The organism is Myxococcus sp. CA040A (assembly GCF_013336725.1).
GTDB lineage: Bacteria > Myxococcota > Myxococcia > Myxococcales > Myxococcaceae > Myxococcus > Myxococcus llanfairpwllgwyngyllgogerychwyrndrobwllllantysiliogogogochensis.
Map to the genome: position 1 here is coordinate 462,570 of NZ_JABUMR010000007.1, position 14,306 is coordinate 476,875.

A 14,306-nucleotide genomic window follows, 5' to 3' on the forward strand; every position below is an offset into this window, starting at 1 on the left:
GGAAGCCCCCGCACCCATTGGATACCTGGCCGCAGTTCTTTCCCGCGCATGCGGCCGCCTTCGCTGTTGGCGTGCAACCACAGACATTCGGTGTCCCGCCACCGCCGCAAGAGTTTGGACTGGCGCAGGTGCCACACGAAACCGACCCGCCGCAGCCATTGGAGACCGCACCACAGTTCTTGCCGTTGCAAGCGGTCGTCTGAGTCAGAGGCGTGCATCCACAAACACCCGGCGTACCTCCTCCTCCACAGGAAGTATAGCCAGTGCAGGTACCACAGGAGTAGCTGTCCCCGCACCCATCTGCGGCAGGGCCACAGTTCTTTCCACCACAGGCCGTGTTCACGGAAACGGGAATACACCCGTTGGTCGTGCCACAAACGTTGGGGAGGCCACCGGCGCCACAAGACTGCCCCGCGGTACAGCCACCGCATTCGAGCGTCCCGCCACAGCCATTCGGCACAGAGCCGCAGTTCACCCCCAGCTGCGAGCAGGTCCAGGGTTGACACTGGCACGTGAGGGTGTCCGAGCGACAGATGCCCCCTTCATCGAATGCGCCGTCACAGTCATCGTCCAGGCCATTGCACTGCTCCGGGGGAGCGTCGCACTGGGTCGACCACGCCCCTCCCGAGCAGCGAGTCGTCGAGCCAGGACAGGCACCGTTGGGCCCCACGCAAATGGTGGTCAATGTGTCCGCCCCCTGCCCAGGCGCGTTGTCGACGAGTCCATCTCGGTCGTCGTCGCACCCATTGCACGACTCGCCTGCGGCAGTCACTCGCGTGCACGGACCAAGCGAGCCATCCTGGCCACACCGTCGGTAGGCTTCGGCCCCACATTGGCCGCTGCACGACAGCTGCTTGCCTGGAGGAATGCTGCAGGTCCACCCACCCGCTACACAGGTCATCGTTCCTGAGCAGCCATTGCCCTGGGGATCACATGCCCCCGCAGTGAGCCCTTCGTCCACGAGGCCGTCGCCGTCATCATCGCAGTTGTTGCAGACCTCTGGCCCCAAGGCCGTACACGAGCCGGAGATCACCTCACCATCCGAATCACACCGGAGAAAGCCAGAGCGGCCGCAGACCGCGCAAGACTGCGTCGAGTTGGTCACGTAGGAGCAGTCGCTCCAATACTCGTTGCACACCTGCGTACCCACACACGCACCTTTGCTACATGCCTGGGTAGCGCCTTCAGGAAAACACGTGGCCGTCGCTTCGTGCCCACCAAGCACCGCCACCAGGAGCACGACTCCCGCCATCCGCGAAACAACGGAATGCAAAGAAACAAAGCTCATCAGGAAACCGCTCCTCAGCGGACGACGCCTCGTAACACCATGAGGCAAGGCACGACTCTCATCGCGACTGCAAGTGCCGGCTACTTGAATACTCCCTGCAGCTCAGTCCAAATCAACAGCACCACCTACGCCTTTCGCAGATGACTCAATCATGCGGGTCCGACAGAGGCTCACGACTTCGGTCCAGCGAATGAAACCTGGGAACTGTAGCTTCACCGAAAGACAAGCCATCCAGGGACCACGACTCCTGAAAGAATCCGTCGCCGCCTGCGGAGATAGCACCCGATGCCGGCTCGGGGCGTCCCTCCATTGAACTCGGTTTCAACCTCGACTGGCGCGGGGGCCGCACTAACGCCTGCTGTAGTCGCCACCTATCCCAACTCTCCGTGCCGCCATTAGATGAGTGGGGGGCTCATGCGGGAGTGCGCGTGCTATCACGACCGAGGAGAGGCATCAACTCATGCACGGTGCTTTCGTTGCGCGCACCTGCGACGGAGGCGACATGCTGGCCTGCCCTGATCAGGCGTCGAACGAGCAGTGTCGGAAACCCAGACATGGCGTCTGGGACGCAGCATTGCTTCGACCTGCGTGGGTGGTGGCATCACTCAACGTCAGGGTGAAATGGACTGAGGCACTGCGTAACGGCGCACACCCGAAGGAGCGCGCACGGGCTACGCCAGAGGACCGCCGGCTCGGCACACCTTCGTGTTCGACGAGAGGTCGGTGCCGCTGGGCAGCAGGGTGCAGCGCGGTCGCATGCCCAGCACCACCAGGCTCGTGCGGTCGACGTCGTCGGAGAACAGCAACTCCGCTCATACTGCCGGCCTCTGTGCTCATGGAGCGCCGCATCGACCAACGCTGCGTCACAGGCACGCTCCGGCACCACCCGGGCCAAGACAGGGAGTGGGCTCTGGGCAAGCAAGCGCTCCACGATGGCTTCGAACATGACAGTAGAACCCCCACGCCCAAAGTGGCCAGGGGCTACCGTCAGCACAGGGGCAAGGGCACGCATACGGAGCAGCCGCTTGCCAAGTACACCTGCTCGCCCGCCAGCAGCCATTCCTCGTGGAGCGCGATGTTTAAAGGCGTAGCCCTCAGGGCCCGTCAAGCACCGACAACATCCTGGGCAGCACGTCGAAGAACGCGTAGTTCCAGCAGCTGAAGTTGTGGCCGCCGTCGCAGCCGAACGGCTTCTGGCCCGGCAGGGGGCGGCCATACATCTCATAGTGGTGCGGCACCCCGGCACCGTTGAGCGCGTGGTGGAAGCGGTCCGTGGATGCCCCCGGAACACGCTCCACCACATCCCCATCCCACGTGCCCGAGCCCGCGTAGAGCGCCACCGCCACGCCCCGCAGCCCCGCGGCGCGCCCCAGCGGATTGTTCATGTTCCACGCCTGGTCGAACGGCCAGAACGGCGAGCCAAACGGGCCGTCCGAGTTCTGGAGCCACCGCGTGGCCTCCTCGGTGATGAGCGCGCGGATGCCCGAGTCCCCCAGGTCCAGCGCCCCGGAGAAGCTGGCCACATAGGCGAACAGGTCCGGCCGCCGCGCCGCATAGCTGATGGCCCCAAAGCCTCCCATCGACAGGCCCGCAATCGCCCGCCCCTTCTTGTACGCGAGCGTGCGCAGGTTCTGGTCCACCCACGGAATCAACTGGTTCAGGTGGAACTCCTCCCACGCCTGATTCACCCCGCGAGGAAAGACCCAGTTCGTATACCAACCCACCTTGCCACCGTCCGGCATGATGGTGATGACCGGCATGTTCTCCGTAATCGCATACGCCGCACCGAACTCCACCCACTGCGCGGAGTTCGCTCCAGCGCCTCCATGCAGCAGGTACACGACGGGATAGCGCAAGCCCGGGTTCTGCTCGTAGCCCGTGGGCAACAACACACGGACATGGTGACGCGGGTCATAGACGGCGTTGAGCGAGACGAGCGCCGTGGAAATCTCCACGTCGATGAGCCGGTCCGTGATGGGCCGCACCGCATGCACGGTGATGCCATGGCCCGAGCCGAAGAACGGAGCCAGACTCGCCTCCAGCGTGGAGACCGCCGCGTCTTCCTCCGCATGAGCCATCTGGGGCGCGCCGCCCACCCAGACGGCGACCAGGGCAAGCGCGCTCACCACCGTGGAACGCCAGGACACCGCCGAGCAACGGACAGGGGGGACTGCCTTGTCTTTGGACATACGCCCACCACTAGGGATTCAACTCAAATCGCGCAAGTCCCCAGGAATGACAAATCAACCCGAGCCATGACAGCCATTGCGGCGCCGTCATAAATTGCCGCCCAGACCCGGCCTCTCGAGCCGGGCATGACGCGGGCGCTCAGGAACCGCCGCCCCCATCACTCGCGCCGCCCCGCCGCTCCACGCGCGTCAACAGGCCGGAGAGGCCCTCGAAGCTGGCATTGCCCACCTGGTGCAGTCCGAAGCCCCAGAGGAACGCCGTCATGCCCGCGCCGAAGCCTCCCCACGTCGGAGAGAAGACGTTGAGGAGCTGGAGTCCCAGCACCACCGCCACGCCCGTCAGCAGCACCAGCAGCGCCAGCTCCACCAGCCACAGATGACGCGGCGAAGGCAGCGGCATGCCCTCCAGCGCGCCGAGCCCACCCGCGGAATCCGCGTCGTCATCGCCCGGAGCCTCCGGCAGCGACGGCAGGCTGCCTCCCGTGGGCGCGCTGGCCGAGGGCACCTCTGGCGCGGAGGCCGCATTGGCCAACAGCGACTCCCTCCCCGCGGGAATCCCCATCCTGCCGCTCATGCTGGCGCTCTGTGGACTCGGGTAGCTCTGGAGCGCCAGCCGCGCCTTGTCCGCCTTGTAGTCCGCGTCCTGCAGCGTCTCCGGCGTCAGCGCCAGCTGAGCCTCGTTCAGCAGCGAGTCGATGTGCCCCAGCTCATGCAGCTCGGAGTCCGCGGTGGCCTCGCTTCGCTTGCGCGCCACCTCCTCGCGCAGTCCGTCGATGCGCTTGCGCACCTGGCCCGTCTGCGCGTGATGAAGGATGTCGCGTGCCTCGCGGTACTTCGCGGCGGCCTCGTGCGGAGACTCCGCCGCCAGCGCCAGCATCGCCTCGCGCAGCTTCGCCTCCGCGTTGTCCAGCTCCGCCTTCTGCGCATCGCTGGCCGTGCTCCTCGCCTCCTCCAGTGCTCCACGAAGCTCCAGCAGGAGCCGCCGCACGTAGTGCGCATACGCGCCCTGGTACAGCCGGAAGCCATCGTCCACGCTGACGTCCGCGCGGGCCCGCGCCTGCTTCAGCCGCTCCTTCACGTCCGTGGTGAGCTCGCGCCACTCCTCCAGCGAGAAGCCCCGGGGATTGCGCGGCGAGGCCACCGCCAGCGACAGCTCCGCGCAGAGGATGTCGAAGTAGGAGCGACGGGCCATCTCGAACTGCTGCCGCGCGGTCGCCAGGTCTCCCTGGTCCAGCCGCGCGCGCACGTCCTGGAGCAGCGGCAACAGCTCGTACATCAGCCGGAAGCCCAGGCTGTCATCCCCCAGCTTCTGCGCCAGCGCGCGCGCCTGCGTCTCCAGCTCCGCCAGCTTCGCCTTCAGCCCCGCCCTCGCCAGCTCCTCCACGTTCTGCCCGCGCAGCGCCTTGAGCTGCTCCTCCAGTCGCTCCGTCGGCACCTTCCCGATGCGTAGCGACGTCTCCGCCTCGTCCAGCAGCGTGCTCGCCTGCGCCGGCCGCAACTCCCGGGGCAGTGCCTGGAGCTCTCGCGTTCCGGTGCACCACGCCTCGTACAACCGCAGCTCCGGCTCCACCCGGGCCAGCTCCGCCTCCGCCACGCGGCCCCCTCGCAACGGCCCACGAATCCGGGAGACGAGCGAGTCGATGCGCGCACGCACCTCCAGCCCCACCCGCCGGGTCTCCGCGTCCTGACCATTGAGCAGCACCGCCGCGCGCCGCCGCAGCGCCTGCGCCCGCTGGAGCTGCTGCGCCCGGGGCCGGATGTTCTGCGTGTACAGGCGCACGCCATACGACGACACCGCGCCCGCCGCGATGAGCAACGCGCCCCACAGCCACGGCGTCCTCACCCAGACGGTGAAGGGCTGCTCCACCGCCACGCCCTGCGGCACCGCCATCCGCACCGTGCCCGTGTACTCGCCCGGCCCGTCCAACCCGCGCAGATGCAACAACAGCGTGCCGCTGCCATTCGCCGGCACCAGCACCGAGTCGACCGCGGCCGACAGCTCCAGATCCTTGCCGTCCTTCCCGCCGCCCTCCAGCGAGAAGCTGGCGCCGTCGAAGCGCGGCTGCACCAGCGTCGCCCCCAGGTCCGGGGCCTTGTGCTGAAGCTGGAGCAACCGGGGCGCGGCCACCTTCCCCGTCACGCCCGCCGTCTCCTTGAAGGGCAGCCGCACCGTCGCATCCACCGTGCCCAGGCCCCAGCCCGACGAGGCCACCGCGGGCGACGTCGCCACGAACTGCACCACTGGCACCGCCTGCGTCCGCGTGACGATGAGCGCCGTCGTCTCGCGCCCACCCGCATGCACCAGCACCAACTGCCCCGTGTAGTCCCCCGCCGTCGGCAGCTTTCCGCTCACCTCCAGGTGTAGCGGGGCTCTCGCGGAGATGGACGGCGAGGTGGACACCGCCGTGCCCGCGTCCTCGGCGCCTGCCTCGCGCACGACGGCCGTCAGCGTCACCTGGGAGCCGTCACTCGCCTGGAGTGGGTCCACCAGCACCGTCACGCCGCCAGGGAGCGCCTCCTCCACACCCGCGTCACCCGGAGGCGGCGACAGCAGGTCCACACGCAGCACCGTCCGGAAGTCCTCCGACGTCGTGCGCAGCTTCACCTCGTTGCTGGCCGTGGCGCCGGCCACGCGCAGCCGCGTCTGCGCCAGCGCGACGCTCGACGCGGTGAGCACCACGAGCAACACCAGGCGCGGGAGGCCCTGACCACGGCGGCGGCAACGGACATCGAGGACGAACATCCACCGACGATAACAGGCGCGTCCCCCGCCTCCAGTTCACACCCTCACTCCCAGCCCAGGAGCGCCTTCACCTCCGGGGACAGGCCGCGGCGGATGGTGTCCGTGGGAATGCCCTCGTTGTGTCCCGTGGCGGACGGCAGGCGCGGTCCTCCGCTGTGATGCAACGCGGCCAGCCGCAAGTCCTGGGTGAAACACGGCGCGCCCGAGGACCCCGGGCTCGTGGAGGTCCGATAGGACACACGCGTGCGTGACGCGTTGACGGACAGGAACTCGTCCAGCACCACGCTCATCGGCTGTCCCTCCGGGTGCTGGACGATGAGCGCCAGGCTTCCCACGACGAAGGGCACCTCCTCCTCGGGCAGCTCCAGCCAGCCCCGGGGCTCGCCCTCCACCCGCTCGTCGCCCGGCGCGCCCTCCACCTGGAGAAAGGCGTAGTCCAATTCGTCCACCGTCGCCTCGCGGGGCCGGGGGTGCATCAGGTCCGCGGGACTGTACGAACTGCGCGCGATGCACCGCTTCACCGCGTAGCGTGTCCCCGGCTGGAGCAACGTCCGGTCCGGCAACACCTTGTGGTCGAAGCGCACGCGCAGCGACTCCAGGAGCCGGTTCTCGATGACGTGGAAGTTGGTGAGCACCACGTCGCGCGACACCAGGAACCCCGTGCCCAGGGATGCGCCCAGCACCGGCTCCACCCGGCACACGCGCCGCTCTATCGCGGCCAGTCTCCGGCGCCACCCGTCCGCGCCGCCGGCCTCGCTCCAGGCACCGACGATGCGCTCCAGGCTGCGCCGCGGAATGCTCCGCTGCACCGAGGCGAGATAGCCCTGCATGAAGCGATGCAGCCGCGGATGGCGCGGATGGGCACCGTGCATGCCCGTCACCAGCTCCCGCGTCCAGCCTTCCGACTCCGCGCGATGGATGAGTCCCGACGCCCGCTCCCTCGGGCCGCCCGTGGGAACGAGCGCTTCCAAATCCCGGTGGCACACCGAGGCCACCACCCGGCGAAGGTCCTCCACCGAGGGAAACGCCCCCAGCATCGCCAACAGCAACTCGTCTCTCTCCGCGCCGTCGAGCTCCATGGTGTCACCCGTGAAGAACCACTGACGAAGCCTTCCCCGGCCTGCCGACGCTGCGATGAATCTTCTGTATTCGCCGAGCGGATTCCCAGTGGCAGCCGCCCTTCTGCCCTGACGTGCCGGGTCCAGAAGCCCGCGAGCGGACACTCGTTACCGGGCCCTCCGCAACGAGGCCCGGGTCCGAAGTCGTCGAGGACCCCGCCTCAGCGCACCGCCCACGTAGCGGGAGGTACGTAGGAGACGAGGTCCGGCCGCGCCACCACCCGCAGCGAGGAGGCGCCCGCCTGGAGCGTCCCCGCCAGCGTGGGGATGACGCGGAAGCGCACCTGGAAGGGCTCTCCCTGTCCCCGAGGCCGCAGCTTCAGCGTCACCGCGCCATCCTCCGAGGTCCACGACGCGACACTCCCCACCGCCACCAGCGCGTCCAGGCTCGCGGCGTCCACCTGCACGCCCGCGGGCAACCCGTGCCGCAGCTCCAACTCGAGGCCCGAGGGCGTGGAGGCCTGCATCGTCACCTCCACGGGCTGCCCCACCTTCGCCTCCCGGGGCGAGTCCACGGCCAGCTCCAGCCCCCCTTGCGCCTCCTGCTTCCACGGCACGGCGGCGGACAACGCCAGCGCGAAACCCAGGCCCGGCACCGCGGGCTCCGCTCGCACCGTCCAGACATGCGCGCCTGCCGAGCCCGCCGCCGGGGCCTCCAGCGACAGCACCTCGCGCAGCGCCTTGGCGTCATAGGTGCCCTCGGCCACGGGCTTCCCGTCGCGCTCCAGCACCACGCGCACCCGAGCGGGCAGCGGCTCCTTGAAGAGCGACACCACGGCCTTGAGCGCCAGCCGGTTCGCCCGGCCTCCGCCCCAGCCGCGCGCCGGCCCGTAGCCCGCGAGCAGCGAGGCACCCAGGTCCGCCAGCGGCGCCTTCGCGTCACCCTCCAGGCCCAGCACCGCCAGCGCGGTGGCCTCCGCCTCCGAGGGCGCTTCCCCATTGGCCGCCACGACGCCCGACTCCACCGGCAGGTACGCGGCGCCGTCCTCGCGCTTCTTCAGCGCGTCACGCACCTGGGCCCGCAGCGAGTCCCGCAGCGCGCCCGTCACGATGCCGCTCGCCAGCAGGGACGCCGCCGTGTAGCCGTCCTTCACGTGCGCCCGGTTGCGCTCCAACGCGCCCGACGCCAGCGTGGAGAAGCGCGCCGCGCGCCGCTGCCCCCCAGGCGTCCCGGACGCCGCCGCCACCGCTCGCGCGCAATCCGCCGTCGCCACCAGCAGTCGCTGGAGCGTCCAACCCTCGCCCCCCTGGCACGTGCCGTCCGGACGCTGCGCCGCGGCCACCCAGCCCGCGAGCCGCTCGCCCAGCCGCGCCAGCACCGGGTTGTCCGGATGGAGCAGCGTGCCCTCCACCAGCAGCGTCGCGGACACCACGTCCGGCGTGCGCCCCAGCCGCAGCGCGCGCTGCGTCGCTTGCGCCACGAGGACCCGCACGCCTTCCGCGTCCACGAGCCCTCCCGCCGCCTCCGGCGGTGACGCCATGCGCGCGCCCTTCGGGGAGAGGGCCGCCTTCAGGACCTCGGCCGCCTGGGGCTCGCCCAGCGCCGTCAGCAGCTCCGGCGCGCGCCCGGCCAGGAGCAGCGCATAGGCCACGTCCTCCGAGCCTCCGCGAGCCCCCGCCGACGTCAGCTCCGAGCGCAGCACGCCCAGCCCTCCTGGATACACCTGGAGCCGCACGCGCTCACTGCCCGCCTGCGCATCCGCGGCGCCCGTGAGCGACAGCGTGCGCGGCGCCGCCAGCGTGCCGCTCCACGTCTGGACCACGGGCCGACCGGTGGGCCACACGTCCAGGGGCTTCTCCACGCTGTCCGCGTCTCCCAGCGCCGCGCGCACCGCGATGGGCCCCGGGCCCGACACGCGCACCGTCACGTACTCCACCACGCTGCCTCGCGCCGGCACGCGCACCGTGCGCGTGGCGCCCTCCACCGCCGCGCCCGTGGCCTCCACCTTCAGCGACGTCTCCACGGCCGCATCCGTCGTGTTCACCACCTGCACCGGCACGCGCACGGAGTCGCCCGCGCGCAGGAAGGCCGGCAGCACCGGGTCCACGTACGTGGGCAGCGTCCCCGCGAAGCTCGTCACCGCGCCGGCCTGGGCGCCCGTGCGCGAGTGCGCCAGCGCCAGCACGCGCCAGCGGGTGAGCCGGTCCGGCACGCGCACCGGCAGCGTCGCGGTACCGGACTCATCCGTCACCACCAGCGGCTCGAAGAGGAACGTCTCCGGGAACCACGCGCGGCTCGGCGCCCCTGGGGCCGCGGGCTTCTCCTCCAGCAACCCACCACCGCCCGGTGAGCGCTCTCCCCCCTTCCCCCTCGCGAGGCGCTTGTCGGAGCCGCCCTCTCTCTCCTCCTCCGGCGCCGCGCCCCCTCCCATGGGGGCCTGCATGGGCGCGGCGGCGACCTCGATGGCGTCCGACTCCTTGAGGGCGAAGTCCGCCGACACTCCCATCGTCTGGGCATTGGGTTCCCAGTCGCCTCCCAGCGCGGACGCGGACGCTCCGAAGAGGCCCCGGAGGTTGTCCCCGAACAGGGTCAGCGTGAGCCCGGCCCCGACGACGAGGCACACCGCCCCGACGATGATATTGCGCATCATGGCGCCTCCCGGGCGACCCACGCGTTCCAGTTCTCCACGTCCTCTGGCAGTCGCGTCCCACGCGACACCACCGCACGCGGGTCCGTCAGCTCCAGCAACTCCCTGGGCAACCGCGACAGCCTCAGCCGCTGGCCGAAGGCATCCTTCACCTTCTCGCCCCGCTGCTCGCAGGACGCCAGCGCCTGGGTCCACAACTTCGCGAGCCCCGCCGGGTTCAGCGTCTCACCTTCCGGCGCCTTCTCCTCCCACTCACGCACCTGCGCGTGCAGCTCCGCGAGCACCGCGTAGAAGGGCTCCGTCAGCTCGGACTCCGGGTCGAACTCACTCCGCGCCCGCGCGCTCACGCGCGTCTCCGCATCCTCGGGTGTCGGCACCGCGCTCACCCGCAGCAGCGCCGCGGCGGCCGCGTTGGAGCCCCGGATGCGCCCCTGCGCCAGCGCCACGCCATCCAGCACCCCGAAGGCGGGCTGCGACACCGTCGGCGCGGGCCTCACGCTCGCCATCGCATCCGTGCCCGGCAGCGGCACCAACTGGCTCAAGGTCTCATCCACGCCGATGAGCCCCACCGCCGCGGGCCCGTCCTTCCCATCCACGCGCGTGCGCACCTGGAGCCGCGCCAGGTCGCCGGGGGCGTAGGCCGGCTTCTCCGACGACACCTCCACGGAGAGCTGCGCGCGCGGCGCCACGTACACCCGCGCCCGAGCCCCCGCCCACGACGTCTCCGCCCAGCCCTCGAAGTCCGCGGGCAGTTGGAAGCGCGCCGTGGTGGAGCCCTTCTCCAGCTTCGCCACCAGCTCCTGCTTGCCCACCGTGAGGTGCAGCTCCTTGGGCAGCGTCCCCTCGAACGCGGGGCCCCGCATCAGGTCGATGCGCACCTCTTCGCCCGCGCGCGCCAGCACCGGTGTCGCGCGCAGCCGGAAGGGCGGCAGCATCACCGGGCGCGACATCCACTTCGTGTCCCCCACCGGCTTGCCGTCCACCTTCGCCACCACCTTCAGCTCGTAGCCCAGGAACGTGGTGGCCTGTGCCTGCCCCTCCGTCTCCGAGTCATCGTCACCGGAATGAACCGTGAACCCCACGACCCCCATCGACTCCTCTTCCTCGATGTCACCCGTGAGCCTCACGCGCGCGAGGCGCTCCTGGACACACGCCACCACCGAGGGACTCAGCGTGCTCTTCACCCACGGCAGCGCGGACCAGGACGTCGTCAACTCCCGCTTCGCGCCCAGCCGCCAGCTCAGCGCCACCGGCAGGCGATCTCCCGACTCCAGCTTCGACGGCAGGCACGCACGCGCGTCACTGACGAGGGGCGCCAGCGCGTCCGTCAGCGACGTGCCCGTACCAAAGGCCGGCTCCGCCACCAGCTCCATCCAAGGCAAGCCCGCATCCCGCACCTCGAACGTCAGCGCGAGGACGCGCTCTCGACCCGCGGGCAGCGTGCGCGCGCGAACCCCCTGGGCCAGACACGCCGTGAGCGCGTCCAATTCGCCCCCCACCTCCGTCACCGCGCCGCCCGCGCCCACGCGCACGCCCAGCTTCACCATCCGCTCTTCCTCATCCGGCGGGATGAAGCGCGCGCACGGGAAGAGCGACGTCAGCCAGCCCTCCACCACGAGCCGCTCCTTCAGCGACGCCTGGCTGTCCTCCTCCAACAGGTTCGTCAGCGTCACCAGCCGCACCGGAGGCGGCCGTGGCGGGCGGCGCACGGGCAACGGCGGCACCACCACGTTGACGGGCGGTCCCGGGTCCAATTGGAAGGCCGCCACGCCGTCCTCGTCCGTCACGCCGCGCACGCCCTCGTCCCGAGCATCCCACGCGCGCGTCACCGTCAGCTCCGCCCCCGGCAGCACCCGGCCGTCCGGCGTGGTGGCGCGCAGGTAGACGCGGTTGCTGAAGCCATCCACCAGCCCGTCCTCCAGCTCCGTCACCGAGGAGATGGCGAGCGCGTCCTCCGAGAGCAGGAGCGCCACCGCGCCTCCCACCCGGTCCCCCGCGGCGTCTCGCGCGGACACACTCGCGAAAAGCGTCACCTGGCCGCGCAGGTCCTCCGGCACGCGAGGCAACGTCACGCGGAAGCGCCCCGCCGCGTCCGAGCGAGCCCGAAGCGGCAGTCCTCCCGTGCTCCATTCCGGAGGCGGCGGCCACGCCCCGGAGACAGTCCACCGCAGCTCCACCTCCGCGTCCGTCACGGGAGCACCCGACGCGTACACCACCTGGCCTTCCACCTCGGGCGTGTCACCCGCGCGCCAGGAGGGCCGGGGACTGGACACCTCCACGCGGAAGCGCGGCAGCGTGAAGGGCTTCACCTGGAACGTCGCGCTGGCCTGCGTGTCACCGCTGCTCCACAGCAGCGTCCACACTCCGACGGGCGCGCCCCGGTCCAACGGGAAGCTGCCGGCCACGACGCCCCACGGCCCCGCGGGCGCTCGTTCCTCCAGCACCGTCTCTCCCGTCGCGTCCTTCAGGAACCACGTCCCGGGCCGCCCATCCAACGGAGACAAATCCCGGGTGCGCAGCACCACCGCGCGGAAGCTCACCTCGTTGCCCGGCTCGTAGAGCGGCCGGTCCGTCAGCACATGGGCCACCGCGGGCGCGTAGAGCGGCAGCGTCGCGTCCACCGTGTCCGTGCCCAGAGGCGTGGTGACGCGGGCGCGCAGCTTGTAGTCGCCGTCCGGCACCTCGGGCAGCTTCACCTCGGCCACCAGCGTGTCGTCGGAGTCGCGCGTCCACGGGGACTTCTTCTCCGGCTCCAGGGGCGTCTGCTTCCCGTCGGCATCCACCAGGAACAGCTCCGCGGAGCCCCGCCGCACCCGCGCGGTCATCAGGCTGCCCCGAGCGTCCGGCGCGTGCGCGTCCGCCCAGATGATGACGCGTCCGGAGAGCCCTCGCGCCACCGAGCGGACATCCAGGCCCACCGTCTGGCGGAACTGTCCGTCCGGGCACTGGGGCACCTTCACCCCACGCAGCACCCAGGCGCTCAAACACACGTCCCACGCCGCGAAGGCCCAGACCCCCACCAGCAGCAGGGCCGCCAGCCCCCCCTTCTTCGCCCGACGGCGGAAACGCTCTGTCATGCATCCTCCCCGAGGCCGCACTCTATGCCGGGAGTCCCCCTGGCTGCCGAGCCCCCTTCTTCGCGCACCCGGCGCCGGTGCGGTAGCGTCCCGCGTCTCATGCTCCCGTCGCCCAAGCCCCGTGCCGCCCGAGCTCCCCCGGATGCCCTGCCCTCGCGACTGGAGACGCTGCTGGAGTCGCTCACGGACCGGCACCTGGCGGACCGGCTGGAGCGCGTCCATCGCGCGGCGGCGGTGGCCATCGACCAGTTGGGACACCTGAGCATCGCCCGTTACGAGCCCACCTCCCTGGAGTCGGACGGCGGCGCGGACCTGTCCCTCTGGGAGACCATGGCCCCCGCCATCGGCGACACCCTCGTGGGCGTCAACCAGCTCGTCAGCGCCATCCACCAGCAGTTCCCCCCGCCCGCGCGCGCCGCGAGCACCGGGGACACCGGTTGGGCCCCTCCCCCCGCCAGCTCCGATGAGCGGCTGGCGCAGGAGGTGGAGGCGGTGCTCCACGCCACCGCGGAGCGGCTGTCCAAGCGGGTGTCGGAGCTGGGCCAGCAGATGCGAAAGCCAGAGGTCGTCAGCGACCGCTGGACGCTGATGGCCAAGCTCCAGGCGTTCCGCGCCGACTTCCGCGTGCGCATCGGCGACCTCGTCTACCTGACGGCGGCGGCCTTCGAGGACGTGCGCCGCGAGGACGTGGTGCCCGGCTACGTGCACCAGGTGGGCGCGCGCTCGGCGCTGCGCGGGGCGGCGGCGGACCTGCGCCGCTCGCTGCAAGGACGGTTGGAGCGCGCGACGAAGGCGGAGGCCCCGTCACGACCCCCGCTGGCCCGACAGATGGCGGAGAGCGTGTCGGCCTTCATCACCCTGTCCGCCTCGGTGGCGCTGCGCACGCCGCAGAAGCACCACGTGCTCACCTTCCGCGCGCGCCTCCAGGACGCGGGAGGACAGCCCGAGCTGGCGGCGGACGTGCTGCCCTCGCTCGTCGAGCCCTTCCTCGCCTTCCTGGAGGAGGCCATGGACGAGGTGACGCGCACGTGGCTCGTCGTGCATGACCGCGAGCTGTGGGCGGCGTGTGGCGCGAAGCTGGAGCAGGCGGAGATGCACCTGACGCTCGGCTCGCCAGGCGCGGCGCGCGTGCTGGCGGACGCGGTGGACACGGCGGCGGCGCTGTACGGTCGCTCGGCACCGTTCGACGGCTTCCTGCGCAAGGCGCGACAGGAGGCCGCCGAGGGACTGGCCGAGACGGGCTCATACGGCCTGCTCGAGCGCTTCAGGGAGCGCCTCGCGGCCCTGCCCTTCAGCTAGGTGG

General features: G+C 70.8%; 7 protein-coding genes. 1 reads left to right on the forward strand and 6 read right to left on the reverse strand.

Annotated elements, in window-relative coordinates; all coding sequences use genetic code 11:
- Positions 1-1,959: 1,959 nt before the first annotated feature.
- From HUA75_RS47580 to HUA75_RS31900, 6 genes are all read right to left on the reverse strand, one after another.
- Positions 1,960-2,094, reverse strand: a complete 135-nt coding sequence (locus HUA75_RS47580; RefSeq protein ID WP_256433547.1) for a hypothetical protein — start codon at positions 2,092-2,094, stop codon at positions 1,960-1,962.
- Positions 2,095-2,382: 288 nt separating this feature from the next.
- On the reverse strand, positions 2,383-3,477 hold the full coding sequence (locus HUA75_RS31880; RefSeq protein ID WP_254623668.1) for an alpha/beta hydrolase family protein: 1,095 nt from the start codon (positions 3,475-3,477) through the stop codon (positions 2,383-2,385).
- Between the two features lie 139 nt (positions 3,478-3,616).
- Positions 3,617-6,220: a hypothetical protein gene (locus tag HUA75_RS31885; protein ID WP_174488529.1), complete on the reverse strand. Its 2,604-nt coding sequence runs from the start codon at positions 6,218-6,220 to the stop codon at positions 3,617-3,619.
- 44 nt (positions 6,221-6,264) lie between these two features.
- Complete coding sequence (locus HUA75_RS31890; protein ID WP_174457335.1) at positions 6,265-7,299, reverse strand: trypsin-like peptidase domain-containing protein; 1,035 nt, start codon at positions 7,297-7,299, stop codon at positions 6,265-6,267.
- Positions 7,300-7,499: 200 nt separating this feature from the next.
- On the reverse strand, positions 7,500-9,929 hold the full coding sequence (locus HUA75_RS31895; RefSeq protein WP_174488530.1) for an alpha-2-macroglobulin family protein: 2,430 nt from the start codon (positions 9,927-9,929) through the stop codon (positions 7,500-7,502).
- A complete protein-coding gene (locus HUA75_RS31900) occupies positions 9,926-13,003 on the reverse strand; it encodes an MG2 domain-containing protein (protein WP_174488531.1) in 3,078 nt (1,025 codons plus the stop codon). Before HUA75_RS31900 ends, HUA75_RS31895 begins: the two co-directional genes overlap by 4 nt.
- Positions 13,004-13,102: 99 nt before the next feature.
- Here HUA75_RS31900 and HUA75_RS31905 point away from each other — a divergent pair, with 99 nt between their 5' ends.
- Complete coding sequence (locus tag HUA75_RS31905; RefSeq protein ID WP_174459882.1) at positions 13,103-14,302, forward strand: hypothetical protein; 1,200 nt, start codon at positions 13,103-13,105, stop codon at positions 14,300-14,302.
- Positions 14,303-14,306: the final 4 nt, after the last annotated feature.

Coding starts and splice junctions, on each gene's coding strand:
- HUA75_RS31885 (WP_174488529.1), bottom strand. CDS start 6,220: ATGTTCGTCCTCGATGTCCGTTGCCGCCGCCGTGGTCAGGGCCTCCCG.
- HUA75_RS31880 (WP_254623668.1), bottom strand. CDS start 3,477: ATGTCCAAAGACAAGGCAGTCCCCCCTGTCCGTTGCTCGGCGGTGTCC.
- HUA75_RS31905 (WP_174459882.1), top strand. CDS start 13,103: ATGCTCCCGTCGCCCAAGCCCCGTGCCGCCCGAGCTCCCCCGGATGCC.
- HUA75_RS31900 (WP_174488531.1), bottom strand. CDS start 13,003: ATGACAGAGCGTTTCCGCCGTCGGGCGAAGAAGGGGGGGCTGGCGGCC.
- HUA75_RS31895 (WP_174488530.1), bottom strand. CDS start 9,929: ATGATGCGCAATATCATCGTCGGGGCGGTGTGCCTCGTCGTCGGGGCC.
- HUA75_RS31890 (WP_174457335.1), bottom strand. CDS start 7,299: ATGGAGCTCGACGGCGCGGAGAGAGACGAGTTGCTGTTGGCGATGCTG.